Origin of the sequence: Pseudomonas sp. BF-B-30, from assembly GCF_019956305.1 — a bacterium.
Taxonomy (GTDB): Bacteria; Pseudomonadota; Gammaproteobacteria; order Pseudomonadales; family Pseudomonadaceae; genus Aquipseudomonas; species Aquipseudomonas jessenii.
Genome location: NZ_JAHBDG010000015.1, coordinates 79,880 through 103,793, shown reverse-complemented (window position 1 = coordinate 103,793; position 23,914 = coordinate 79,880). Strand labels below are relative to the sequence as shown.

The 23,914-nt window shown below is 59.6% G+C and carries 15 protein-coding genes and 1 pseudogene; 8 read left to right on the top strand and 8 right to left on the bottom strand.

What is annotated here, in order from left to right:
- Window positions 1–144: 144 nt before the first annotated feature.
- From KGB29_RS10500 to KGB29_RS10490, 3 genes and pseudogenes are all read right to left on the bottom strand, one after another.
- Window positions 145–2,556: a glucose/quinate/shikimate family membrane-bound PQQ-dependent dehydrogenase gene (locus KGB29_RS10500; protein ID WP_150813646.1), complete on the bottom strand. Its 2,412-nt coding sequence runs from the start codon at window positions 2,554–2,556 to the stop codon at window positions 145–147.
- Window positions 2,557–2,653: 97 nt separating this feature from the next.
- Window positions 2,654–2,731, bottom strand: a pseudogene (locus KGB29_RS10495) (outer membrane lipoprotein carrier protein LolA); the annotation flags it as partial.
- Between the two features lie 40 nt (window positions 2,732–2,771).
- The gene (locus KGB29_RS10490) at window positions 2,772–4,154 is read right to left on the bottom strand and encodes a carbohydrate porin (protein ID WP_223616400.1); all 1,383 of its coding nucleotides are present in this window, start codon (window positions 4,152–4,154) and stop codon (window positions 2,772–2,774) included.
- 357 nt (window positions 4,155–4,511) lie between these two features.
- Here KGB29_RS10490 and KGB29_RS10485 point away from each other — a divergent pair, with 357 nt between their 5' ends.
- Window positions 4,512–4,742 carry a VF530 family DNA-binding protein gene (locus tag KGB29_RS10485; RefSeq protein WP_150813649.1) on the top strand — a complete coding sequence of 77 codons (231 nt, stop codon included), beginning with the start codon at window positions 4,512–4,514 and terminating at the stop codon, window positions 4,740–4,742.
- A 2-nt stretch (window positions 4,743–4,744) separates the two neighbouring features.
- Window positions 4,745–5,389 (top strand): Pr6Pr family membrane protein, encoded by a 645-nt coding sequence (locus KGB29_RS10480; RefSeq protein WP_150813650.1) that lies wholly within the window; start codon window positions 4,745–4,747, stop codon window positions 5,387–5,389.
- 171 nt (window positions 5,390–5,560) lie between these two features.
- Here KGB29_RS10480 and KGB29_RS10475 read toward each other — a convergent pair whose 3' ends face one another.
- Window positions 5,561–6,346 carry a siderophore-interacting protein gene (locus KGB29_RS10475; RefSeq protein ID WP_154947056.1) on the bottom strand — a complete coding sequence of 262 codons (786 nt, stop codon included), beginning with the start codon at window positions 6,344–6,346 and terminating at the stop codon, window positions 5,561–5,563.
- Window positions 6,343–6,918 (bottom strand): PadR family transcriptional regulator, encoded by a 576-nt coding sequence (locus KGB29_RS10470; protein WP_154947057.1) that lies wholly within the window; start codon window positions 6,916–6,918, stop codon window positions 6,343–6,345. Before KGB29_RS10470 ends, KGB29_RS10475 begins: the two co-directional genes overlap by 4 nt.
- A 501-nt stretch (window positions 6,919–7,419) precedes the next feature.
- Here KGB29_RS10470 and KGB29_RS10465 point away from each other — a divergent pair.
- The 6 genes from KGB29_RS10465 (at window position 7,420) to KGB29_RS10440 (ending at window position 14,646) form a co-directional block, all read left to right on the top strand.
- On the top strand, window positions 7,420–7,911 hold the full coding sequence (locus tag KGB29_RS10465) for a CS1 type fimbrial major subunit (RefSeq protein ID WP_150813653.1): 492 nt from the start codon (window positions 7,420–7,422) through the stop codon (window positions 7,909–7,911).
- 107 nt (window positions 7,912–8,018) lie between these two features.
- The gene (locus tag KGB29_RS10460) at window positions 8,019–10,541 is read left to right on the top strand and encodes a TcfC E-set like domain-containing protein (RefSeq protein WP_223473806.1); all 2,523 of its coding nucleotides are present in this window, start codon (window positions 8,019–8,021) and stop codon (window positions 10,539–10,541) included.
- Window positions 10,542–10,582: 41 nt separating this feature from the next.
- On the top strand, window positions 10,583–11,842 hold the full coding sequence (locus KGB29_RS10455; protein ID WP_191629292.1) for a hypothetical protein: 1,260 nt from the start codon (window positions 10,583–10,585) through the stop codon (window positions 11,840–11,842).
- Window positions 11,843–11,901: 59 nt separating this feature from the next.
- A complete protein-coding gene (locus KGB29_RS10450) occupies window positions 11,902–12,645 on the top strand; it encodes a molecular chaperone (RefSeq protein ID WP_154947059.1) in 744 nt (247 codons plus the stop codon).
- A 54-nt stretch (window positions 12,646–12,699) separates the two neighbouring features.
- The gene (locus KGB29_RS10445; protein ID WP_154861722.1) at window positions 12,700–13,188 is read left to right on the top strand and encodes a CS1 type fimbrial major subunit; all 489 of its coding nucleotides are present in this window, start codon (window positions 12,700–12,702) and stop codon (window positions 13,186–13,188) included.
- Between the two features lie 207 nt (window positions 13,189–13,395).
- Window positions 13,396–14,646: a hypothetical protein gene (locus tag KGB29_RS10440; protein ID WP_154947060.1), complete on the top strand. Its 1,251-nt coding sequence runs from the start codon at window positions 13,396–13,398 to the stop codon at window positions 14,644–14,646.
- 175 nt (window positions 14,647–14,821) lie between these two features.
- Here the strand turns inward: KGB29_RS10440 and KGB29_RS10435 are convergent, their stop codons facing one another.
- The 3 genes from KGB29_RS10435 to KGB29_RS10425 all read right to left on the bottom strand — a co-directional run bounded on the left by KGB29_RS10435 (window position 14,822) and on the right by KGB29_RS10425 (window position 23,529).
- Entirely contained in the window at window positions 14,822–19,495 is a 4,674-nt protein-coding gene (locus KGB29_RS10435) for an NEL-type E3 ubiquitin ligase domain-containing protein (RefSeq protein ID WP_154947061.1), read from the bottom strand.
- Between the two features lie 170 nt (window positions 19,496–19,665).
- Window positions 19,666–22,779: a transglycosylase domain-containing protein gene (locus KGB29_RS10430; RefSeq protein WP_150813660.1), complete on the bottom strand. Its 3,114-nt coding sequence runs from the start codon at window positions 22,777–22,779 to the stop codon at window positions 19,666–19,668.
- A gap of 291 nt (window positions 22,780–23,070) precedes the next feature.
- Window positions 23,071–23,529 (bottom strand): REP-associated tyrosine transposase, encoded by a 459-nt coding sequence (locus tag KGB29_RS10425; RefSeq protein ID WP_150813662.1) that lies wholly within the window; start codon window positions 23,527–23,529, stop codon window positions 23,071–23,073.
- Window positions 23,530–23,914 lie beyond the last annotated feature (385 nt).

The window sequence follows — 23,914 nt, the reverse complement described above, 5'->3', positions numbered from 1 at the left end:
CGAAAGCGGTGTGCCAGACAACATTTGCATTGCCTGACACACCGCTTTCGCGAGCAAGCCCGCTCCCACAGGGGGGGGGGCGATGTGGCACAAAAAAGGCGACGTCCTCACGGGCGTCGCCTTTGTTTTGACTGCCGCTAAAACTTACTCGGACAGTTTGTAAGCAATCACATAGTCACCCATTTTGGTGCCCAGTGAGCCGTGACCACCGACGACCAACAGCACGTACTGTTTGCCGTCCTTGCCGGTGTAGGTCATCGGCGTAGCCTGACCGCCAGCCGGCAGGCGCGATTTCCACAGCTCGTTGCCGGTGTTGACGTCATAGGCGCGCAGGTATTGATCCAGCGTGCCACTGAGGAAGCCGACGCCGCCGGCGGTGACCATCGAGCCGCCCATGCTTGGCACGCCGAGTGGCAGGCCGATAGGCAATGGCGAGCTGTCGCGGCTGGTGCCGTTCTTGCGTTTCCACACGACTTTGCTTGTGGTCAGGTCGATGCCGGCCACGTAGCCCCAGGCCGGCGCCTGGCACGGTACGCCTAACGGCGACATGAACGGGTGCATGATCACCGCGTAAGGTGCGCCCGTGTTCGGTTGCACACCCGCGGTTTCGCTCTCGCGCTTGCTGTCGGCCGCGACTTCGGCGCGAGGTACCATCTTCGAGACGAAGGCCATGTAGTTCGGGCTGGTGAAGAGCATCTGGCGAACCGGGTCGACCGAAACGCCGCCCCAGTTGAAGACGCCGACGTTACCCGGATAGATCAGGCTGCCCTGTTCCGACGGCGGGGTGTACTGGCCTTCGTAACGCAGTTCCTTGAACTGGATGCGGCACAGCATCTGATCGAACGGGCTGGCGCCCCACATGGCTTTTTCGGTCAGTTCCGGGGCCAGCAGGTTCAGGTCCGAACGGGCCTGGGTCGCAGCAGTGTGGTCGCCTTTCACCGCGCCTTGCGGCACAGGAATTTCGTGGATCGGGATGATCGGCGTGCCGTCACGACGGTCGAGGACGTACAGGCTGCCCTGTTTGGTCGGGGCGATCAGCGCAGGTTTCACGCCGTCTGCGGTTTTCATGTCCAGCAGGGTTGGCTGGCTGCCGACGTCCATGTCCCACAAATCGTGGTGAGTGAACTGGTAGTTCCAGCGCACCTTGCCGGTGGCCAGATCCAGCGCGACCAAGCCGGCGCTGAATTTCTCGGCGCCCGGGGTGCGGTCCGCGCCCCACTGGTCAGGGGTCTGGTTGCCCAGTGGCAGGTAGACCATGCCGAGTTTTTCGTCGACGCTGGCCAGCGACCACATGTTGGCCGAGTTGCGGCTGTAGTGTTCGCCCTCTGGTAGCGGTTCGGTCGCGTCGGGATTGTTGCTGTCCCAGTTCCACACCAGATGACCGTCGTGTACGTCAAAGGCACGGATCACGCCGGACGGCTCGTTGGTCGATTCGTTGTCGGTGACGTGGCCGCCCATGATCACCAGATCACGGGTGATCGCAGCTGGCGAGGTGGAGTAGTAGCCGCCGGCGGTGAACGGGCCGATGCCTTGAGTCAGGTCAACCACACCGTTGGTGCCGAAGTCTTCGCAGATCTTGCCGGTGTCGGCGTTGAGTGCGATCAGGCGTGCATCGGCGGTTGGCAGGTACAGGCGACGCGGGCAAGCCTGGGCAACGGCTTTGCCGGCCTCGGAGATGACGGCGGACGCAGCGCTTTCAGACTTGGCGTAAGCGGCTTCGTCGTAGTACGACACGCCACGGCAGGTCATGTGGGCGAAGCCCTTGAAGCCCACCGGGCTCTTGATCTGCGGGTCGAAACGCCACAGTTCCTTGCCGGTGTCCGGGTCCAGCGCCAGCACTTTGCTATGGGCGGTGCAGGCATAGAGCATGCCGTTGGCCTTGAGCGGGGTGTTTTCGTTGGTCAGTTCCACCGGGTCATCGGCGGTTGGCAGATCGCCGGTCTGGATACGCCAGGCTTCTTGCAGCTTGCCGACGTTGGCCGGGGTGATCTGCTTGAGCGGCGAGTAGCGGTCACCGAATTCGCTGCGGCCATAGGCCTGCCAGTCGCCTTCGGGCATCTGCGGCGCGGTGCTGGTCATGTCCGCGTTGTCGCGGCCCAGTTCGCCGAAGGTTTCGCCCGGATGGGTGAACTGGCTGGCCACGGCGGTGGCGCCGGCCAGGACCACGGCCACGCTCAAGGCGCCAGTACCCATAGGGGCAGGGCCGTTGATCAGCAATGGACGACGGAACCACGGCAGCAGCATCACCACACCGAGGGCGAACCACAGCGCCAGGCGCGGCACCAGTTGCCACCAGTCGAGGCCAACTTCCCACAGTGCCCAAACGGTGCTGGCGAACAGCACCAGCGCGTACAGGCCCAGCGCCGCGCGGCGGGCAGCGATCAGCAGGACGCCGCTCAGCGCGATGCCGATACCGGCCAGCAGGTAATACAGCGAGCCGCCAAGCATGCTCAGCTTGATCCCCCCGGCCAGCATGGCCAGGCCCATCAGCAGAAGCAATATGCCGAGCAGGGTCGGCAATAAACGGCTTCGGCTCAAGGCACCATCAGTGCTCATAGTGTGATTCTCCGTGACGTTTCAAGTAGTCCCGCGCAAGTTCACTGTAGATGACGATCTTGTGCGGGCAGGGTTCAGATAAAACGGGTTAGTCCCTTGTAGGAGCGAGCCTGCTCGCGAAGAACCTGAGAGCGCCGTGTGGTGTCAGGCTCGCAGCGTTATCGTTGACGACCATCGCGAGCAGGCTCGCTCCTACAAAGGTTTTGTGTGGTTGGTTAGAACGAGGACTGGACCTTGATCCCGCCGATCAGCGCGTCATCGACCTCGTCCACGCCACCGGGATGGCGGATGTATTGCAGGTTCGGGCGCACGGTCAGCCAGTTGGTCACGTGCACGCCGTAATAGAGTTCAGCGCTGTATTCGGTGTCCTGGGGCGGCAGGTAGGACGGATTGTCGTAGTCGAAAACGACATTGGCCTGGTTGGTCGCCTCGGCATTCTTGCGATAGGCCGGGTTGACGTGGACGCGGGCCATGGCAAAGCCGATGTCGTCCCTGGCGCGCGCATCGAGCAGGCCTTTGTAGACGAGGCCGGCCTGGACGTAGTTGTCGATGGCGTTGGTTTTCTTGTCGTGCATCGTGCCGTTGGCGAACAGGCTCAGGCCGCGGGAGTGGTCGCTGGCGAGGCTGGTGACTTGCTGCTGAAGGCCCAGCCACACACCGTGTTTGCTCGACGCGCTGCGATAGGCTTCGCCACTCAGGGCGGCAGGCTGGCCATTGCTGTCCTTGTAGACGTCGGTAGCGTTGGCGCTGCTGTAGTAGTAACCGGTGCGGTATTCACCCGGCAGGCCGTTGAGTTTCGGCGTCCACACCAGCTCCACCGGCAGGACTGCGCCCTGGGTGCCGCTGCCGCTGAGCTTGAAACCGTTGTCGCGGTCAAGGTTCGACGGGTTCTGCTCATACGCGCCGATCTGCGCGTACAACTCTGGCGTCAGGTGATATTTGACCCGCAGCGCCCACTGGCTGACCGGCCAGTTGTACCAGATGTCGCCCGCCCAGTTGCCGACCTGGGAGCCGCAGAACGCCAGGTTCTGGAAGTCGCAGGGGAAGCTGTTGAAGTCTTCGCCCTCACCGAAACGGCCGACCTTGATGTCGAGGCTCTGATCGAAGAACTTCTGCTGATACCACATCTGCGTCAGGCGCCAGGTCTGGCCGCGGCCCCAGACTTCCTGGGCCGAGGTGAAGCCACCGACACGCGGGTCGTTGATGCGGTCATTGCTGATGTTGTTGCCGCTGCGTTCGGTGATGGTCAGCTGAAATTCAGCATCGTCCCAGCCGAGGATCTTCTGCAAGTCCAGGTGGGTGCCCAGGCCGAACTGGTCGCTGTAGCGCGCGGTGCGGCCGTGGTCGTAGCCGCCGTGAAGGTTGCTGCCCATTTCGCCGGTGTAATCCAGTTTGAAGTCATAGCCTTTTTCCGCCAGCTCCGTACGTGTGCCGTTCCAGTCGCCGAGCATCCACGGTGAGTCGCTATCGAATGCCGGAGCAGCCTGGACACACGTGGCGAGGCCGAACGCGGTGAACCCGCCGATCAGTTTGAGGGCGTTGTGGCAAGAGACAGTCTTAAAGACAGCGCTGTCTTTCGAAAATCGCAAATCAGGCATAGGGAAGAAATTCTTGATCTTTTTCTGGGGGATGAGCGGAAGAAGTGACTGGCAGAAGCGTTTCAGCTAAAGCGTGCGCAAGGATAATGTTCTGTTACAGATAGAGAAAGGGCTTTTGCTGACATGCATCCTTTCAATTTTGGTAACAGTGTTCTCCTGTAGGAACGAGCTCGCTCGCGATGGTCGTGAACGATAACGCGTCAAACCAGATACCCAGCGGCGTCGTTGCGTTTTTCGCGAGCAAGCTCGCTCCTACAGGATCCCAAGATCACCTACATTTGATAGATCGCTTCCACCTGAAGAAGCCCTCGGCTAAGGTGCGCGGCTTTACCATTCCAATATCGCTGAAGGCCCGGCATGACCGAACACAACACTGATGCGCTGCATGGCGTAACGCTGGAACAGATCCTCAACGCGCTGGTTGAACACTACGAGTGGTCGGGGCTGGCCGAGCGCATCGATATCCGCTGCTTCAAGAGCGACCCGAGCATCAAGTCGAGCCTGACATTCCTGCGCAAAACCCCGTGGGCGCGGGAGAAGGTCGAGCGCCTGTATGTGAAGTTGATGCGCACCAAACGACCGCTTTGAACATGGTCAACCCTTCTGCGTTACACCGTCGTTTTGTGGTCGTGGCTGCCATGCTCGGCTGGGCGGGGTTGAGCATCCAGATGTACCTGATTTTCCATTCGCGCTGGACGCTGGGCGCCAGCCTGATCGGCGGGCTGGTGAGTTTTTTCAGCTATTTCACCGTGCTGAGCAACACCCTGGTGGCGACCGTGCTGACCTGTGCAGTGACATCCCGCGAGTCGGCGGCGCGTCGCTGGTTCTTGCAGCCGTGGGTCAGTAGTGGCATTGCCGTGAGCATCGCCGTGGTGAGCCTCGCTTACAACCTGCTGCTGCGCCACTTGTGGCATCCAGAAGGCTGGCAATGGCTGGCCGACGAACTGTTGCACGACGTCATGCCGCTGCTGTTTCTGGTGTATTGGTGGAGTTGCGTGCCCAAGGGCAGGCTGCGGGTGGGACACATCGGGTTGTGGGTGATCTATCCGCTGGTCTACTTCGCCTATTCGCTGCTGCGCGGGCATTTGCTGGCGGTTTATCCCTACCCGTTCATTGATGTCGAGAAATTGGGTTATCCACAGGTGTTCATTAATGCCGGGGGATTGTTGGTGGGGTTTGTGGTGATTGCCTTGCTGGTGATTGGGCTGGATCGGTGGCGTGCCGCCCGGAAGTGAACGCTGATTGTGGCGAGGGGGCTTGCCCCCGTTGCGCTGCGAAGCAGTGCTAAAAGCTGCAATGAGTATTTATCTGAAACACCGCATCAGCAGATTTTACGACTGCTTCGCAGCCGAACGGGGGCAAGCCCCCTCGCCACAAAGTCTTCAACCAGCGATTGAGCGAGCAGATCACTCCTCGACACTGTCCCCCAGTTTCCAGTAACCCACCGCCTTGACGAACTGCTCGTCCAGCCCGTGCTCATCCAGCAGCACCCGACGAATCTGCCGCGACACTTTGCTCTCGGTCGCCACCCATGTGTACAGGCTGCCGGTTGGCACCTGGATCTGGCGCACGGTGCTCAACAAATGATCTTTGCCGCCTTCGCGCAGTACCCAGATCACATTGACCTCGGCAGCGCTCTCCAGCACTTGCTGCTCCTTGCCGTTTTCCACTTCGACAATCACCAACGCGCGGCGATTGGCTGCCAAGCCTTCGAGGCGTCGGGCAATGGCGGGCAGGGCGGTTTCGTCGCCGATCAGCAGATAGCTGTCGAACATGTCAGGCACGATCATCGAACCCCGTGGCCCGCCGATGTGCAGGAACTGGCCCGGTTGGGCCTGCGCCGCCCAGGTCGAGGCAGGGCCGTCGCCGTGCAGTACGAAGTCGATGTCCAGTTCCAGGGCGTCCAGATCGTAGCGACGCGGGGTGTAGTCGCGCATCTCAGGCAGCGGACCATTGTCCTTGCCGGCGCCCAGCACCAAGGTTTCCAGTGCCGCGGCCTGTTCGGCATTTTGCGGGAACAACAGTTTGACGTGGTCGTCCGTGCCGAGGCTGACAAAACCTGCCAATTCAGGGCCACCCAAGGTAATCCGGCGCATGCGTGGAGTCAGGTCGACCACGCGCAACACTTCCAGGCGACGGCGTTTGATTTCGTGCATGACACGGTGAATGGTTGAGGCGATGACTTCAGTCATTCGGCGTTCTCCTGAACGGGTTGAACGGCGGGGCCGTCGACGATGGCTTTAGCGGTGTCGTTGAGCAGGACAGCAACGCGCTGGATTTCTTCCTTGCTCCAGCGGCCGTGGTGCAGTTGCAGCGCGTGGCGCAGGTTATGCACGGCTTCGTGAATTTCGGGCGGGCGATCATGGCCGCGCAGCGAGCGTTTGCTGACATCGATGCGCACCCGCACACCTTCAAGGGCGATGGCTTGCTCTTTCAAGGACAGACGTCCGGCGTCGGTCACGCTGTAGCGTTTTTTTCCGCCTTCGGCGTCTCCCAGGATCATTTCGCTCTCTTCCAGAAACGTCAGGGTCGGGTAGATCACACCCGGGCTGGGGCTGTAGGTGCCGTCGAACATGCCTTCGATCTGGCGGATCAGGTCGTAGCCGTGGCAAGGCTGTTCGGCGATCAGCGCCAGCAACAGCAATTTCAAGTCACCGGGGGCAAAGACTCGGGGGCCGCGACCACCGCGCTCACGTCCGGGGCGTTTCTCGAAGCCGTCGCGGCCGTCGCCGTGTTCGCGGTGGGGGGAATGATGGTCTCTCATTTCTGCTTTCTCTCGTCGTATTTAGATACAACTTAAGATATATCTTAACGAGAAAGCAACCCCCCCTGACCGGTGGCCGTCCCGAGCGTCGAGCCGATGACCCCGCCAAAACCGTAAAAATAGTGGTAATCAGTGCGGGTGAAAAACCTGAAATTAGTGTTAACTCTCTAATGTTGGGTTTTGGCCTATTAAATGCGGGGCTTGTGGTATTGGTCTTACAGAAGTAACTTTTTTAGTTTCTGCTTATCATTGCCGTTAGTGTGCGGCTTGTAGTATTTATCTTACAGTCAGACATTGGTTTTTAAGTTATTTCAGGTTTTTTCTTTCCAGGGTGATAGCGCTTTGGCTACGCACTTGCAGGAACGTTCCTGCTTACTTTCCAGATAAATTGATCGATCATCTTTCGGCGTTGAAAGTTCAGCTGAGCAAATAGCTGCTCGTGACGGTTTTGCTCAACTTGAACTTTCTGCGCTTATCCTTTTAAAAGACAGGTACTGAAAGATGTTCAAGAAAATCGCGTTCGCTGCTCCTCTGGCTGTTCTGGCTCTGAGTTCTTCCGCCGTATTTGCCGCGGGTGAAGCCCGTCACTCCATTAACCTTGTCGCGCATGTACCGACCAACGGTTTCTACGTGGTACCGGTCGATCCGGATCTGGTCAACAAGGATCAGAGAATGGACTACCAGCCAAGCAAGGGCACCATGGATGAGGTCAACGGTTTCTTCGACGTACGCAACAACAACGGTTCGGTTCACGCCAGCCTTGAAAGTGTGCCGAAGCTGATCTCCGGTGCAACCGAGATCGGCCTGCAAGTAGCGCTCAACAACGTAGTTCTCACCACTACGCCACAGATGGTGGTTGGCGAAACGGAATCCAACGTCAACTACCGTGCACCACTCAACATCAAGGCAGTGGGCACCACTTTTGCGCCAGGTGATTACACAGGCGCGGTGACCATGATGTTTGACGCTGTTCCTCCTGTAACGACTCCTTGAAATTGATCAAGAGTTATAAGCGCTTACTTACTTAAGTAACGTGACCGGCCGGCACTGCGCAAAGTTGTCGGCCGGGATTCAAATTTTCGTAAATAGAGTACTCGTTCATGTTCCCGATGACGCCCATCGCGGCAGCGCTTGCGTTGCTGTTATGTAGCAGCGCATTTGCGGCCTCCACTGCTGTTGATAATACGCCGCGAAGTTTGCTGGCCCAGGCCAAAGGCTTGCCGGCAGAGTTTGAGGAGCATTTCTTCGACGTTCCGTTGGCGGTTCGGGTCGAACTCGATCAGCTTCCGCTTGGCGAGGCGATGATTGTGTTGTCTCGTGATGACCGGGTGACGTTGCTCGATTTCACCGACACCAGTGAGAGCCGCTTCGGCGCCAGCGAGCGCCAGACCTGGGCAGACATCCTCAAGCCCGGCGTGGCCCTGGGTGCGTGTACGGGGAAGTGCCCGGAACAAATGCTGGCGGTTCACTACAGCCTGGAAAACTCGTTGCTGTCGATCGTCACTGAAAATGCCGAGCGCGACAGCGAAGCCAAGCGTTTTTACGTGCAACCGGAAGGCGGCAGCAGCGGCCTGATGGTGCGTAACCAACTCAATCTCAACGGTGGCCAGGATCAAGACCTTGGCGGCCGTTTCGGTCTGGAAGCCAGCGGCAGCCTGGGCAACTGGAGCCAGACCTTCAACATGCAACTGGCGCGTCTGGGTGGACCGGACGACAAGACCTATCACGCCGTGCATGAGCTCTTCACCCAGCGCGAACTGGAGGGCAGTTTTTTCCGGCTGGGGTACTTCACCCCGAACTCCGAAGGCCTGACACGTCAGCCACGCTCATTCGGCAGCAGCCCGGATACCGCCGTGGGTGTGATGTATGGCAGCTCAGACAGTCTGGCGATCGACAGCCCGAAACCCAGCGTGTACCCGGTTTACGTCACGGCCAACCGTCAGGGTTCCGTGGAAATCTATCGCGATGGCCTGCTGATCAACACGCAGTCAGTGCCAGCCGGGTTGCAGACCCTCGACACCCGTCCATTGCCGGGCGGTATTTACGAGGTGGAAGTGCGGTTGATCGAAGACGGTCAAATCACCTCGACCACCCAGGAGCTGATCTACAAGCCGAGCAACTGGCGCAACCACGATGAGCGCTGGCGCTACAACCTGTTTGCCGGGCAGGAAAGCAAACTGCTGAGCAACTGGGATCAACAGAGCAGTGGCGATGCCACGGCGGGCGCCTCGATCAACTATCTGCTGCACCCGCGGGTGATTCTCGGACTGTCGGCACGCCAGGTGCGCGAAAAACTCCAGTACGGCAGCTCCATCGACTGGACCCTGGGCAACAGCACCAGCGTCTACGCCAATCTTTACCAGACCGAAGACCACGGCACCGGCGCCGATCTGCAAGGCCTGTACAACTACGGCTCTGGCAGTCTGGTGATCAGCCACAACCGTAGCTGGCTCGACACCACCAACACTTATGACACCCTGCCCGACGGCACCCGCGTACGACAACGCAACGTGTTCACCGGCCAGACCAGCAACTCGTCGCTGGCGTTGAACCACCGCATCAGTCGCAAGAGTTCGCTCAACGCGCGGGTGTCCCACAGTGAGGGCAATGTCGAGGGCGTCGGCGTCGACCTCGGCTGGACCCAACGGACCCAGCTGTTTGGCAGCGATGCCAATTGGCGCCTGTCGTTGTTCGACCGTCCGGGCAGCTACAGCAGCGGCGATGCGCGCAATCGCGGGGTCGACCTGAGCATCAACATGGCGCTCGGCGGTCCGGGCCAGCAGATTTCCGGCAGCATCGGCAGCCGCACCGCCCGTGAGGGCGGTCGCGACAACAACGCCTCGCTCGGTTACCGCAAGGACCTGCAAGACCACGTGTTGCAGAGCGTCTCGGTGACGGCGCTGACCGACACTTATGGCGTCGGTTTGTCGAGCCTGGCGAACTTTCGCACCGACGCCATCAATGGCGACGGTTTCATTCAACGCTCTTCGTTCAACGACAACTTCACCGGTGGCGTGAACCTCGACAGCACGCTGGTGGTCGGCGCGCAGCGCATGGCGTTGACCAGCCAGCATCAAGGGCGCGGCGCCGGGATGATTGTCGACGTCGAGTCCGACATCGACGATATCGCCTTGCGCGCAGACGACCTCAGTGGTGGCAGCGCAGCCCTGCGGCCGGGGCGCAATTTCATTCCGCTCACGGCCTACAAAAACAGTTCGGTGAGCTTCGACTTCGAAGGCAATCACGTGCCGGCGGCCAGCATCGAACCTTCGCGTACCCGCTACCACCTGAACAAGGGGGGCGTGGAGTACCGCAAGGTGCGGGTGATGAAAACCCTGACCGTGCTCGGACGTCTGCTCGATCCGCAGGGGCGGCCGCTCAAGGGCCACCACGTGATCAACCACGCCAGCCGTGGGGTCAGCGAGGTGGATGGCTTCTTCTCGATGGAAATGAACGCCGGCTCGCCGACCCTGGAAGTGCGTTATGCCGACCAGTTGTTGTGCCAGTTCCGCCTCGATACCGACAAACACCGCAGTGAAAACAACGTGCTGATGATCGGTGATTTGCGCTGTTCGCCGGACACCCTGGCGGACGCCACCCACAACGCCGAAACGGCTGGCTGAGCGGCCCGTAGTTGAATCTGGTTATCGGAGGTCAGGTCTACATGAACGTCTCGCGTTCTTTCATTTCACGCAACGACCATTGGTGGCTGGGGGCCTTGCTTGCGTGTGCAGTCGCCAGCCAGGTCGAGGCCCATGAGGCAACGATCACGGCGTTGTTCAAGCCGGACTCATCGCATCCGCACCTCAACAAGTTCATGAATACCACGCCGCCCAGCGGCTACTGCCAAAGTCATGCGCAGCAGTGCGAAGGCGACGATTTATTCAGTTTGCAGGTGCCGATTCAACTCAATTCACGGGCGCCGATCATGGCCAATCATGCCTCCCAACGACAAGGGGCGATGTTGAGGGCACCGGCGCAATGGCGTGACCTTACGGTAATACACGAAGCCACCGGCGACCCTCAAAGGGTGCGGATACGCATCGCCGGCATTGGCACTCGTGTCGTGACCGATGACGTGAAGGAGCTCGTGGGGGGCGCCGAAAACTATCAGATTGCCCACAATCGCTTGTGGGGCTCGAGTTGGGTGTACGCGCCACCGCCGTGTGAGTACACAGGCAGTGGTTTTTACAACACCAATTTCTATGAGTTTTTCTGGAAAACTCCCTGGGCGGGCGCTTGTGCAAAACAGGCGAAGTACAACGTCCCGTGGTTGCGTTTCGATTACCTGGATTTCGCCTACGAGCTGGAGACCCCTGATCCGTTGAAGATGTCAGCAGGGCACTACACCGGCTCGCTGAGTTACAGCGTCGGCCCCATGGGCGATTTCGATTTCGGCGACCTGATGATTCCGAACGACTCGGTGTTGACCCTGAACTTCAACCTCGACGTTCAGCACACCCTCAAGGTCGACATCCCGCCTGGTGGCGAGAAAGTCCAGTTGACGCCGGCCGGTGGCTGGCAGAGCTGGCTGCAGGCGGGGCGCAAGCCTGTGCGGCTGTTCCGCGACCAGACCTTCAATATCTCGGCCTCCTCGCGTTTCAAGATGTACATGGAGTGTGAGTGGAGCACTGCCTACGACTGCATGCTCGATGACCGTGTCTCCAAGCGTGGGGTAGAGCTGCAGGTCTTTGTCACCCTGCCCAATGGCCTGATCGACATGAGCGGGCAGCCCGTCAAGCGGATGCGAATGCGATCGGGTGCCGCCAATGCGTTGTATTTCCAGCCGGGCTTCTACGTCGACAGGGCGCCGGGTGTCCTGCACTTCGAGGTACCGCAGAGACAGATGGAATTCATGCTGTCGCCCGGTGCGGGCCCTTTCTACAAGGGCAAAGTCACCGTGATCTGGGATTCGGAAATCTGATGGGCCGCCAATCGATGGACCGCGCCTGTGTTGTGTTCAATGTCATGAGGTTCAAGGGTATGAAACGTCTGTGGTTGCTGTTGGGTTTGAGCGGTTTTTCTCTGGCGGTTCAGGCCGGTCCGCAGATCAACGTCGGAACGGTGTATGACTATCTGGACGGCGACAAGAGCACCTACCTCAAACGCGTGTTCAACAGCGGCGACAGCACCGCGTTCGTCAAGGTCAACATCCTGGAAATCATCTACGACGCCGATGGCACACACCGCGAGATACCGGTCGCAACGCAAGCGGATGGCAGCGGTCGGGATGGCTTGATGGCCAGCCCCGCACGGCTGATCGTGCCGGCCAATGGCATGCAGGGCACGCGTTTGCTGCACTTGGGCGCCCGTGACACCGAACGTTATTTCCGCGTGCGCTTCGTGCCGGTGGTACCGGAAAAGGAAGACGACTTTGCGGTGTCCAGTGAAGAGCGCGAAACCTACAAGGAGAACCTGTCGGCGGGGGTCAACGTGATGACCGGGTTTGGCACAGTGTTTTTTGTCCGTCCCAGGAACAGCCGTTTCGACAGTGTGATCGATGACAGCGCCGGTGTTTACCGACTGCGCAACAACGGCAACACCGTGGTGGTGATCGATGAGTTTCGCAATTGCTCGCTGAAGAATGAAACCGAGTGCGAGCCGACCACCAAGCATCACGTGCTGGCGGGCAAGTCGTTCGAGTTCGAGAAGAAACCCGGTCGGGAATACCGCTTCAACCTGATCGAAGGCGCCGACAAAAAAGCGTTGCGCGTTGCCAGCCAGTAACACCGCCAAAGGCGGGTCGACTCGCCGCTTTCTTTTACGCAACAGGTAACTGACATGATCAAGCAATCGGCCTTCGCCCTCTGTGTGGGCGTGATGGCGTGTGCCCAGGCTTTCGCGGCACGGGAAGAGCGCACGTTCGAAGTGTGGGCGGATATTCCGACCCTGGGCTTTTACGTGCTACCGGCCGAGACGAACTGGATTCATCTGGAACAGACCCTGCCGTGGAATCGCAACACGTCGAAGCTCGAAGGGTTGCGCAAGAATTTCGACGTCAAGCACGACACCAGTGCGATCGAAGCGCGGCTGGACGCCGAGCCCTATCTGTTCAACGGGCGGGAGGACCAGAACATCTACTTGCGGGTCACCTTCAATGGCCAGGAGCTGAGCCACGATGCGACCCCGCGCGAAGTGGTGTCGGCGGCGCAGGCCATGGCAGGCGGGCGCTTTGCTTTGGAAATCCAGCCGAAAGAGCCGGCCGGTGGTTATAAACCGGGCACTTATTACGGCACGGTTCAGTTGATTTTCAGTGCCGCGGCACCCTGATCTGTTTTTGGCAGGGATCAAAAATGTGGGAGCGAGCCTGCTCGCGATGGCGGAGTGTCAGGCGCCATGGATGCTGAAGGTGCCGGCCTCATCGCGAGCAAGCTCGCTCCCACAGTGATTCTCGGTGCTAACGGGTGTTGCAGCGTTTGAATGTCGAGTGGATATCGCCTCCCAGGGAACAGGGCGGCTTTTCGGAGATGGGTACAGATGAGTGTTACAGGTGTTTTGTTTTCAACGAGGCTTTTATGGTTATGGAGTCTTTTAATTGTGTGGTGGCTGATGCCCCAGGCGTTGGCGCAAGACGTTTCAATCACTGCCTTGTTCAAGCCCGACTCGGCCTATCCGCACATCAATCAATTCAAGAACACCACGCCGCCCAGTGGCTACTGTCAGCTGTATCCGGGGCAATGTGAAGAACACAAGACGTTCAGCCTGCAAGTCCCGATTCGATTCGAGTCCACCCAAGCGATCCCGGCCAACCATGCATCACCGCGCCAGGGCGCAACAATCACGGTGCCAGCACAATGGCGTGAGCTGTCAGTACGTCATGAATCCGGAGCGGTGGAGCAGGTAAGAATGCGGATTACCGGGGTGGGCTCCAAGTATGTCACCGAGGATGTTCGGACGTTGACAGGGGACACCAACGCTGACTCCCGGAATGCTCACTACCGGTTGTGGGGGACGAGTTGGGTGAACGCTCCGTCGCCGTGCCTTGACAGTGGCGTGGGTTACTACTACCCCACCTCCTATGGTTTTTTCTGGAAAACACCGGTCCATGCCGCGTGTAATAAACAGGCCAGGTTCGATGTTCCATGGTTGCGCTACGAGCATCTGGATTTTTCCTATGAACTGGTCACGCCCAATCCGTTGGGCATGCTGGCAGGCAACTACACTGGTTCGCTGACCTATACGGTCGGTCCCAACGGCGACTTCGATTTCGGCGATGTCATGCTGCCGAGCAGTTCGGTGTTGACCATGAACTTCAACCTCGACGTTCAGCACACCCTCAAGGTCGACATCCCGCCCGGTGGCGAGAAAGTCCAGTTGGTACCAGCCGGTGGCTGGCAGGGCTGGTTGCAGGCGGGGCGTAAACCGGTGCGGTTGTTCCGCGACCAGACCTTCAATATCTCGGCCAGTTCTCGTTTTAAAATGTTTTTGCAGTGCTCAATCAGCGATGGACGGGTCTGCTTTATGGCTGATCGGGATTCGATGCTCAGCGCTCCATTGAAAGTCAGTGTGAGCTTGCCTGGTGGCTTGACCGATAGCGCCGGAAGACCGGTCCAGCGTCAGGAACTGGTGACTGAAAGCGGGGCCGTGACTTTTCAGCCCGGCCACTATGTGGATCGTAAGCCGGGCACGTTGCACTTCGAACTTGAGAAGCCCGATCACTTTTTTTTGCCTGGGGCGCCAAAACAGTATTTCGGCGGCGTCACCGTGATCTGGGATTCCGAAGTCTGATGCCCGGGACTGCCGCCATCGCTGGCAGGCCAGCCCCCACAATGGATGGGTGTCGTACACAGATCTTGTGGCGACCACCGATCCCCTGTGGGAGCGAGCTTGGTCCGGGCGGCGATCCGACGATGAGGCAGGCACATCCAGCATCAATGCCGCCTGACACTCATGTTTAGGCTTTTTACTGGCCGGCGCGCTTCATGGCTTGACGGGTCAAGTGCCTGGACAGTTCTTTCTCGTCGTCACCCAGGTCGACCAGCAGGCGATCAAAAATTGCATCGCTGAACGGCTCATCGGCAAAGACCACCGTGTCCGGCGCCGGCAGGTCGTTCATCAGTTCCCTGAGTCGGCTGCGCAATGCGGCGCGCTGATCCTCCGACTTCGACTCGACCCATTCGCGCTGTGTATCGCGCAAGGTGTCCAGTTGATCCGACAGGCCCTGATAGCGACGTTTGTTGGCTTGCATTTCGGTCGCATGGCGTTCATTCAAATGGTTTTGCCAAAAATCCTGTTCGAGCATTCGGTCGACCAGACCATCGCCTTCACCCAGGGCCAGCACCGTGTCATAGGCTTGATCGATCATTGCATCCGTGACGCCGGACACCGCCCGGAACAGCATGCCCTTCGATTGCCAGGGCAAGTCGAGGCGTTGTGCCAAACCGGTCTGATAGGCCAGGTAGACCTCGACTTCGTCCGGGTTGCCGCCACGACTGGCGACATCGGCACGGGCAATGTCGTTAACCTGTTCCAGCCGTGCGGCGCCTTTGGCCAGGGTCACCAGCTTCTGCTCCAGCTGCACCGGGTCAGTGGAATACGCGTGGGCCTCATAGGCGAGCACATCAATGCCCATGTGATTGAACAACTGCGCACCGGCGTCGGCGCAATCCACCGGCGCGACGGCCATGGTGAACAGCCTCTCCCGCAGAGGCGTGTCGACGTAGACGGCATCGAGCATGCGCCAGACACGTCGCACCAGTTGATCCCGGGCCGGGCCGCCGGCCTGGAAGTCGCGGCTCAGGCGGGTATCGAGCAACACGGTCAGGAAGCGCTCGGCCTGGGGTTCATCGACCAGCTCTGACCAGAGATTGGCCCGGTCGACACCCCAGCCGGGTACGTCGTTCCAGTGGTCCGCGCTGTAGTTGGAATTGACCACCCAGTCCGCCTGGCTGTTGTAGGGCACGATGGGCTCCGGAGGCAGCGCCACCGAGCGGCGAATCTCCTGATAGTGAACCTGGTTGATATCCGACAGGTTGCCGACGTCCAGCCGGGTGCGCGCCACAACCCAGGCCTGCGGTGAGCCGGGTACCACCTCGGGGATCAGGCTGATCGGATTGTCCCGCAGATCCAGCAGAAAACCGCGGGGCCTGGGTTTGCTCAGCGTACCTTCGGGCCAGGTAGTAATGCCCGTGTTGCGCAGCCCGACGACCTTCAGCCGAGGCATTCGCGAGATGTCGGCAGGCCTGCCCAGAGGATTTTTGTCCAGACGCAGAATTTCCAGAAAGGTCAGGGGTTTGAGTTGCTCGACGGCGGCGGCGTCCAGCGCGATTTGATTGTTACTCAAACGCAGGCGTTCGAGCCGATGCATGGCGCCGATGTTTTCCGGCAGTTGCGTCAGGTAGCAGCGATTGGCGCTGAGTTCGCGCAGGTGGGGGAAATCTTTCAGTAAGCCATTCGCCTTGGCGGAAAACAGTGTGTTATCGAGTTTCAGGATGGTGACCTTGTCCAGAAACCTTTTCAGTTGCGGTCGTTTCGGCCATTCGGACTCCAGATCTATCGGAAGCAGTTCCCTTGATAAATCCAGCGCATAGCCATGAAGTTCGGTGCGGCTGCCGAGCTCGGTATTTTTTCGTTCGAAACAGGCGAGTAAACGCTCGGCAATGTGTCGTTTAACACTGCGCAAAGGAATCGGATTATCGGCATCCAGCCCGGCGGACTGCGCCTCCCACAAATCGATGAGATTGCGCAACTGGTTGAGATCGTTTTCCTGTTCCTCCAGTAGCTTCAGCGGCTCGCCCTCTGCGGTCAGGGCAGTGGCGAAGTTGTCGACTTCAGCCTCGCTGAAATGCGGATGCAGATCCCGAATGCGTTCGTGCAGTGTTTTGCCTTCCTTGCTGAGTCCGCCTCCACGCACCAGCAGCATCGTTTCATGCTCGGCCACCGGGCGAACGGGCGGGTCGGCGAGTACGGTGCGGCGTTCGCTCGGTGATGCCGATTTGACCATGACCCATTCCCTGAGCAGTTCAGCATCCCCCGGTTTGTAGCCCAGGCTGTTTTTTCCATTCTCCTGCGTGGCCTGCAGGACAGCTTCGAAAAAGTCATCGGCTTCGTGGATCGGCTGATCCTCGCCATCACGCACCTGATATTGCCCGGCATCATCGCGAATCAACACCCGCACCCGCGTGGCGTCATCGGGGCCGACGCTGTAACGCAACTCGCCATCGAATGTGCCCTGACGAATTTCGAGGCGCAGGTCGCCGAAGGTATCGGTGTTAAAGCGCAAAGTGCCCAGCACCAGGCGCTCGGTCTCGGGCGTGATTGACGCGCTCGGGTACAAACCCTGGGCCGCCCGCACCGCCCGGGTCTCGAATTGCAGCTCACGGGCCTGGGTTTTCAGGCGCAGGGGCAGGCGTTTTTTCTGGGTGATGTGCTGGTCTTCCGTGGCACTGGCCCCTTCGACGATGTGTTCCGCAACGGTCGCGGGCAGCTCCGGGAATTCGCTGAACAGCGGCGCAATCTCAGGGGACAACACAGCGGGTGCAATGGCCGGTGAAGCCAGGCGTTGCAGGGTGTCGGTCAGCAGCGGTGGCGGCGGGGCGCTTTCAACATGCACCCTGCGCAGCTCGGCCTCATCGGTGCCGCTGATCTGGCGAATCTGCTCCAGTTGTTCATCGTTGAAACCATCGGTGCTGTGGCCGAGTCGGCGCATCAGGGTCGAACCTTCCCACTCCCGCGGGTTTTCCGTTTCGCAGACCCATGCCCCACGGCCATTGTGGCGCAGGGTCGGTGCGTAAGCGTCGAAACGCTGCGGATGGCGGATGCGTTGTTGCCCTGTGACCGGGTCTTGCAGCACTTCGAAGTGTTGATCGTTCAGGCGCACTATGCGCCGGCCCTGATACTGGTGAATGCCTTGGTCATCAGGCTGGGCGTCCGCGGGCAACGCCACATCGGCGCGTTCATAGGGGCTGAGGTCAGGGTTCCACAAACGCGCTTCACCGTTGGCCAATTGTACCGGTTTCAAGCCTTCGAAAAACGGCGAAAGCTTCGTCTGTGCAACATTGCCGACGGCGCCTCCCGCCGCGAACGCGCCCAACTGGACGACGCTTTCCAGCACGCCGAGGATCTGCTCAGCGGCCTCGGCCAGGCGTCCCTCGGCCAGGTCGACAAGGCCCTCGACCACGCCTTCGGTCATTTGATAGGCCGTGTACGCCAGCATCAGTTGGCCCAGTCCAGGCACCAACTGTGTCGCCACCTGCAAGGCAATGTTGAGGATGTCCGAGAGTATTTTTTCCAGGTTGTCCCACCAGGCCCAGCGGGCCATGCGGTCGGCGTATTCGGTGGAGATGGCGATTTCCCGGGCGTCGTTGAAAACCTTGTTGAGGGTCTGCCGGTAGCGGTAGCCCCACAGATCGTTATTGAAGATCGTCTCTCGGTCGGTCTTGATGCTCGACACACTGAATTGCAGATCGGGTTTATCCACAGGCGTTTCACGCCAGCTCGGCAAGTTGGAACCTGCTGGCGCCGGTTGCCATTTCACCGTGCTCAGACGCGCGTTCAACCCGGCGAAAAAATGCCCGCGTTGCTCATGGGGCACGAACTGGCTGAAGAACTGTTGATAGCTGTTGGCGGATGCGCCATCGCGCAACTGGCGCGTCAGTTCAGCCATGAATTCCAGTGAGGAGGTGTATTGCTTGAGCGGGTGCAGCGGATCATGGGGAACATAGGCAATCACCGGGGTCGGGGCGGTGGCGCTGGTGGTATCGGTGGTGATCAGGATGATGCCGTTCAGGCGCGTGTCCATCATTGCCAGGTTGTGATAGTCGACAGGTTTGCCGTTCCACTTCAGCCGCGAACGATCCTCGAGCATGCCTTGCACTACGTCGAAGGCTTCCTGGTCGATGTCGTGCTTCATCAGGGCCATTTGCGCGGCGACATTCAGTGCGCTTTTCTGGCTGAGAATGACTTTGTGGCGCAGGACATTGCTCGCCGCTTTGTCGCTCGGCTTTAAAGTGTCTTGCAGGTGCTGTTGATAGCGGGTGCCGATGTCCAGTTCGCGACACACGGACTTGAACTGCTCGATGCTCAGTTTGTGCTTGAGGTGTTTGACGTTGAAATGCCCGCGTGCGTCGGGGCGGGTGATGAACTCGGAGTCCTGGGTGAACGCTTCGTCCCGGGAAAAGTTGTGCAGGGCGGCATCCAGCAGCGAGATGGTACGGCTGGTGGTTCCTGCGGAAAAGTCATGCACCCACCAGGCCGTCTTCGCCGGGGCATACAGGCGCAGCCAGGTTTCCTCGACATCGTCTTCGACGCCGAAGCGGTCCCTCAGCGCTTGTTGCAGCAGGGGTTTGGCAAAGGCGGAAATATCCAGAAGATCGCGTAGAGCCTGATCCAAGGTGTTCTGCGAGGTCCAGCTGAGCTGGACGGCTTGTTTCAACTTGCGGTGAGCGGTTGTCGACGCGGTCCTGTGCCAGTCGGGCAGCGTCAGCCTGCTGGATTTCAGCGCATCGACACGGGATGGAGAGGTGTTCAGCAACCAGGAAGGAATCGCCTTCCTGACCTGTTGGTAGTGGACGCTTTTATCGAATGGGGCGATGGCGATCGGGTCTGATCCTTGAATCGCCGAGGGGGTAATGGGCATTGTTTGATCGTCCTTTGATCAGTACCGGGGACGACCAGACTAGGTAAGCATGTTGCCCAATAAAAGCGCAAAAATTGGTTTGAATCGGAGTTGTTGCCACCTCCCGCCTCGCAAAATTCAAGAGTGAAAAATACATATCTACCGCCATCGTTCCAATTCGTTGAGCTCGCTCAGCGGCCCGCCGTCACCTCGGTTGGCTGGCACATCGTATGGGTGCCCGGTTGCAGGTACGGCGTCAGGATCGGCGCCATGCCCTTGAGCACCTGCACGGGTAACGCCGAGGTGAAGGTAAAGCTTTCCGCCGAGCGGCCTGGCACGAACGCCGTCAGGGTGCCGAAATGGTGATCGCCTATGTAAAACACGAAGGTCGCCGTGCGGTTGAGCGATTTGGAACTCAAGATTCGCCCACCGGACCCGATGGCCTCGATGCGGTTGTCACCGGTACCGGTCTTGCCTCCCATCGCCAGCGGGCTGCCGTCGGGCAGCTTGAAACTGCCGGCCACGCGTTTGGCGGTACCGGCATCGACGACTTGCGACAGGGCCTCGCGCATGGCGGTGGCTACTTCGGACGGCATCACCCGTTTGCCGACGTCCGGGTCATTGATCAGTTGGGTTTCAAAGGGGGTGTTCGCGGCAAAATGCAGGCTGTCAATGCGCAGGGTCGGCATGCGCACGCCATCGTTGAGGATGGTGCCGATCAATTCGGCCAGGGCTGCGGGACGGTCGCCGGAGCTGCCGATAGCGGTGGCCAGCGACGGTACCAGGTGGTCGAACGGATAGCCGACTTTCTGCCAGCGCTGGTGGATGTCGAGGAACGCTTCGATCTCCAGCATGGTGCGGATGCGACTGTCGCGGGCGCCCTTGTGCCGGCTTTTGAACAGCCAGCTATAGACCTCCTGGCGCTCGAACTGGCTGGCTTTGACGATGTCGCCCCACTTGGCGTCGGGGTGATTGAGCAGGTAGCCCATCAGCCACAGGTCCAGGGGGTGGACCTTGGCGATGAAACCCTGGTCCGGCAAGTCGTAGGAGCCTGGACCGTAGGCCTCGTAGAGCCGCACAAGACGTTCGTCGGTGAGCTTTTCCGTGAGCTTGGCGCCCTTGAGGTGCGAGCGCACAAAGGCGTTGAAGCTTTCCTGGCTGGCCTGCGGCAGCAGGTAGCGGTGCACGGCGGCCATGCGGATCGGGGTCGGGCGCATGCTGTCGAGGAAGGTGTCGAGGCGGTCCTGGGTGTCCTTGTTCTTGTATTTCTTCCAGAACTTGAGCAGGAACGAAGTGCCCTCGCGGTCGGCGAATTCGGCCAGGTACTCCTGACGCCGCGGGTTGCGGTCATCCTTGAGCAGTTCGGCACTGCTGTTCGGGCCGGAGTAGGTGGTGTAGCGCACCAGGTCACGCATCAGGCGAATGAACGGCAGGTTGATCGATTCGCGCAGGGCGTCGCGCAGGGGCGGTATCCGGCCGTTGTCTTCCTTGCGGAAGTTGTGGAACGTGTGCAGGCCACCCCCGGTGAAAAACGCCTCGCCGGGGCCGGCGGAGTATTTGCGGTCCAGGGCGGCGCCAAGCATTTTTTGCAGATCGCGGTCCTTGTTCTCGATCAGGTAGTCGACCGCCCAGCGGCTCAGGCGATCCTGGTCCGGCACGTCGACTTTCTTCAGCTCCGGAACGGCCATGCCGGCGTATTTGTCGTGCAACTCGGCGATGATTTGCAGGTAGGTGGTCAGCACACGCATTTTCGCGGTGGAGCCCAGTTCCAGTTTGCTGCCTTCGTTGATGTCGAATGGCTGGTCGGTGCTGTCGGTCTGCACCCGCACCCGCGAGCCGTCCGGGGTCAGTTCGAACAAAGTGAAGCTGTAGCGTACCTGGGTGGTGCTGGTGGTGGTCAGGAGGCGTTCGCCGATCAGGCCGATTTGCGTGGCAAACTCAGGGTCGGCCAGTTTTTTCAGGTACTCGGTGGCCTCGCTTTGCAACTGGCCTTGCAGGGTGCTGGTGGCGGAGAGGTCAAGGCGGTCGAGGTCATACAGCGGACGATTGAGCATGCCGGCCAGACGGCTGCGCGCGACACTGATGCCCTTGTTGGTTTCAATCGGTTGAATGGTCGGCTGGGTGGCCCAGTCGCGGTAGATCACTTTGCTGGCCAGGGCGGCGGCGGCGAACTCGGCGTCGATCACATGGTTTTGCGCCAGCAGGCGTATATGGCTGTCGGTGAGGTCGGCCAGTTCATCGTGACCCTTGGTCAGGTAGTGCGACGGGCGGCGCTGGGCAATCATCAACGACAGCATTTCACGCAGGGCCAGGCCTTTTTCCGCCATGGTTTTTGGATCCGTAGCGGTGCTGGACAACGCTTCGTTGGCCTGTTTGAAGTCGGAGCCGTACCACACGCGCAACCCTTCAGCCATGCCGTGCACTTCACCGTGGCCCGGTACAGCTGACAACGGCACGCTGTTGAGGTAGTCACGAACCACGTTCTGCCGGATTTCGAGGGTTTGTGGCCCGGCCTGATAGGCGCGTACGGTGGCGGAAACCATCTGGCGAATCTTTTCCGCGCCATTGACCGTCAAGCCATCGGGGGAATGCCGATACTTCTCCAACTGCGTGGCCAGGGTACTGCCACCGGCGGATTGGCCGGGCACGTGCAACATCTTCGCCAACTGGGACCAGGCCGCCATGCCGAACCGCGGCCAGTCCACCGCCGGGTTGGCCAGCGGTTGCCTGGGGTCGAGCAGGAAGCGGTTTTCGATGAACAGCAGGCTGTTGACCACCACCGGCGGGATCGAGTCAAAGGTTGAATAAAGCTGCTGCGGATAGTGGTACTGGTACAGCGGCGCTGCGCGGCAGTCGGTGATCGACAGCCCGGCCTGGATTTTCTCGGCATAAGGCACGAACAGGCCCTTGTCGCTGTACTTCAGCAACGCCGGAGAAAAGCGGGTTTGCGCCTCAACGATGAAATTGCGCTTGATCAGGCGCGGCAGGAACTCACCCAATGAGCTGTAGCCCAGGCGCCGATCGAATGGACCTTCCCCCGGATAGCGAATCGCATCGCTGGGGCCGGGTTTGAGCTCATAGCTCAGTGACGCGGCGTATTTGCTGACTTCCCGGGCCTGGAACTTCGAGGTGCGCATCTCCCTCATGGCGGCCAGCCCCACGACAATCGCGATAATCAACAGCAATAGCCAGAACGCCCCCCATCCGTGTCTGGAACGACGGGGTTTTTCAGGTAACGGCGCTTCATCCTCACTTTCATTCGGAACCACGGTTTTACTCGAATCGGTTTGCCACAAAGCGCCCATAGTCGACTGATCCATTCACGCAGATTGATCGGACTTGACTCAAGCTTAGACGGTGGTTGGCGAGGGTGAAGAAAATGTGAAGGGCAAAATGATGCACGGACGCACCGATAATCAGGCTGATTGAAGCACTTGTGGCGAGGGGGCTTGCCCCCGTTCGGCTGCAAAGCAGTCGTAAATCCGGTATTTGCGGTGTGTCTGATACAACAGTGGTTGCCTGATTGAGGGGCCTGCTTCGCAGTCCAACGGGGGCAAGCCCCCTCGCCACAAAGTGTTTGGTGCAGGGGCGTCCGTTTACAGCCAGCACGCATCCCAGAGAGGGTAGTCGCCAATTTTATCCACAAGTCCCGCCCTGAGTGGATTGGCAACGATGTAGCGAGCGAACGGCAGAAGATCTTCTCCATCGCGAATGGCCCGGTCGTGGTAGCCGGTTTGCCAGAGTGGGCCACGGCGGCCAGTGATTTCGTTCACTTCACGGGTGCAACGTGACTTGATGGCACCGATGACACGCCCAAGATTGCCTTCCTCCAACTGCATCAGCCAATGAAAGTGATCGGGCATGACCACCCATGCGATGGAGTTCACTACGTTGGTTTCATGAGCTCGACGTAGTTCTGAAACAAGTAAGCGTCCCAAATGCCAATCCGAAAAGATCGGTTGGCGACCATGAACAACGGCGGTGATGAGATATGCCCGACCGCTCTCGGAATATCGGCCCAGACGCAAGCGGTGGGAGTTGGGTTGAGTTGGCATTCCATTGCTTCCCTTGAGGATATCAATTGCACATTCAAGGCTAGTACCCGGTTGTCCAGGGTAGATCTGCATGTGTTGAGTGAAAGCTCTGATACCTGTGAAGGAATGACGGCGCGAGAAAGCTGTTGTTGTTTTTGTGACGAGGGGGCTTGCCCCCGTTGCGCTGCGAAGCAGCGCTAAAACTTGCGACTGGTGATTGTCTGAAACACCGTGTTCACCTGTTTTGCGACTGCTTCGCAGCCGAACGGGGGCAAGCCCCCTCGCCACAGGTGCTGCTGTGGCTGAGGCGTGGGGGCGGTCTGTAATGGCTGAAGTAGAGCCTTTTCGAGGGTAAGTACGACTTTGGCAGGGGCATGACGATGCACCATTGTTGTGCAATACTCGG

What these genes read in the sequence shown, in the direction of transcription:
- KGB29_RS10500 (WP_150813646.1), bottom strand. Translation starts at nt 2,556, where the DNA reads ATGAGCACTGATGGTGCCTTGAGCCGAAGCCGTTTATTGCCGACCCTG.
- KGB29_RS10490 (WP_223616400.1), bottom strand. Translation starts at nt 4,154, where the DNA reads ATGCCTGATTTGCGATTTTCGAAAGACAGCGCTGTCTTTAAGACTGTC.
- KGB29_RS10485 (WP_150813649.1), top strand. Translation starts at nt 4,512, where the DNA reads ATGACCGAACACAACACTGATGCGCTGCATGGCGTAACGCTGGAACAG.
- KGB29_RS10480 (WP_150813650.1), top strand. Translation starts at nt 4,745, where the DNA reads ATGGTCAACCCTTCTGCGTTACACCGTCGTTTTGTGGTCGTGGCTGCC.
- KGB29_RS10475 (WP_154947056.1), bottom strand. Translation starts at nt 6,346, where the DNA reads ATGACTGAAGTCATCGCCTCAACCATTCACCGTGTCATGCACGAAATC.
- KGB29_RS10470 (WP_154947057.1), bottom strand. Translation starts at nt 6,918, where the DNA reads ATGAGAGACCATCATTCCCCCCACCGCGAACACGGCGACGGCCGCGAC.
- KGB29_RS10465 (WP_150813653.1), top strand. Translation starts at nt 7,420, where the DNA reads ATGTTCAAGAAAATCGCGTTCGCTGCTCCTCTGGCTGTTCTGGCTCTG.
- KGB29_RS10460 (WP_223473806.1), top strand. Translation starts at nt 8,019, where the DNA reads ATGTTCCCGATGACGCCCATCGCGGCAGCGCTTGCGTTGCTGTTATGT.
- KGB29_RS10455 (WP_191629292.1), top strand. Translation starts at nt 10,583, where the DNA reads ATGAACGTCTCGCGTTCTTTCATTTCACGCAACGACCATTGGTGGCTG.
- KGB29_RS10450 (WP_154947059.1), top strand. Translation starts at nt 11,902, where the DNA reads ATGAAACGTCTGTGGTTGCTGTTGGGTTTGAGCGGTTTTTCTCTGGCG.
- KGB29_RS10445 (WP_154861722.1), top strand. Translation starts at nt 12,700, where the DNA reads ATGATCAAGCAATCGGCCTTCGCCCTCTGTGTGGGCGTGATGGCGTGT.
- KGB29_RS10440 (WP_154947060.1), top strand. Translation starts at nt 13,396, where the DNA reads ATGAGTGTTACAGGTGTTTTGTTTTCAACGAGGCTTTTATGGTTATGG.
- KGB29_RS10435 (WP_154947061.1), bottom strand. Translation starts at nt 19,495, where the DNA reads ATGCCCATTACCCCCTCGGCGATTCAAGGATCAGACCCGATCGCCATC.
- KGB29_RS10430 (WP_150813660.1), bottom strand. Translation starts at nt 22,779, where the DNA reads ATGGGCGCTTTGTGGCAAACCGATTCGAGTAAAACCGTGGTTCCGAAT.
- KGB29_RS10425 (WP_150813662.1), bottom strand. Translation starts at nt 23,529, where the DNA reads ATGCCAACTCAACCCAACTCCCACCGCTTGCGTCTGGGCCGATATTCC.